Raw genomic sequence first — 931 nt, 5'->3', positions numbered from 1 at the left:
GGAGATGGCCGCGAAGCGGCCAGAGGGGGTCGGTAGAGGAAGCGCGCGACCCAAGAAAATGCCGAGCACTGCCGCGGCGACCCCACCCGGCGGCTTCGCCGCCACCCTCCCCTCAAGGGGGAGGGAAGCCCGCATCGAGGCCGACGAAGTCTGCACAACGCTCGACGTTCCGCTCGGGCCGGAGATCGGCCAGTGCTGCGGCGGGCGCGTCGAGGTGCTGATCCGCCCTGTCGATGCGGCGCTCGAACGGGCACTGATCGCCAAGGCAGAGGCCGAGGAGGCGCGTCTGCCGCATGTCTATGTCTTCGGCGGCGGCCATGTCGGCCAGGCGCTGGCGGCGACGCTCGCTCTTCTGCCCATCCACGCCCTCGTCGTCGAGACGCGGGCGGATGCGCTGGAAGGCATGCCGGAAACGGTCGAGACGAGATTGACGCCGATGCCTGAAAGCGCCGTTCGAGAGGCGCCGGCGGGATCGGCCTTCGTCATCCTCACCCACGACCATGCGCTCGATTTCCTGATCGTCGCCGAGGCGCTGAGGCGCGACGACGCTGCCTATGTCGGCATGATCGGATCCAAGACCAAGAAGGCGACTTTCAAGAACTGGTTCCTGAAGTCGACCGAGGGCAGCGAGGCCGAGTTCAACCGCCTCGTGTCGCCGATCGGCGGCAACGCCGTGAAGGACAAGCGCCCACCGGTGATCGCCGCACTTGCCGCCGCCGAGATCATGACGGCGCTGGCGTCGCATTCCGCCAAAGCGTCGGCTCCGTCCCAAAAGGCGATGGCCGGCTAAGGTCAGCCGCGGTCCTCGTCGCGCCGGCGACAGGGCTGCGAAGGTATGACCACCGCTCACAGCTGCTCGTCGCTTTCTTCGTTTCCCAAACGGGTTTGAACCGTGTTTTCTGCGCGCCTGGCGAACACGAGTTGTGAACAC

Annotated in this window: 1 protein-coding gene; it reads left to right on the top strand. The window is 66.9% G+C overall.

Going from position 1 to position 931, the window contains the following annotated elements:
• The coding region (xdhC, locus tag EOA38_RS37740) for a xanthine dehydrogenase accessory protein XdhC (protein ID WP_245481036.1) at positions 1-790 on the top strand (790 nt) is incomplete at its 5' end.
• Positions 791-931: the final 141 nt, after the last annotated feature.

Origin of the sequence: Mesorhizobium sp. M1E.F.Ca.ET.041.01.1.1, assembly GCF_003997355.1 — a bacterium.
Lineage (GTDB): Bacteria > Pseudomonadota > Alphaproteobacteria > Rhizobiales > Rhizobiaceae > Mesorhizobium.
Note: the sequence above shows the minus strand (reverse complement) of the source record. Positions and strands in the feature narration are given on the sequence as shown.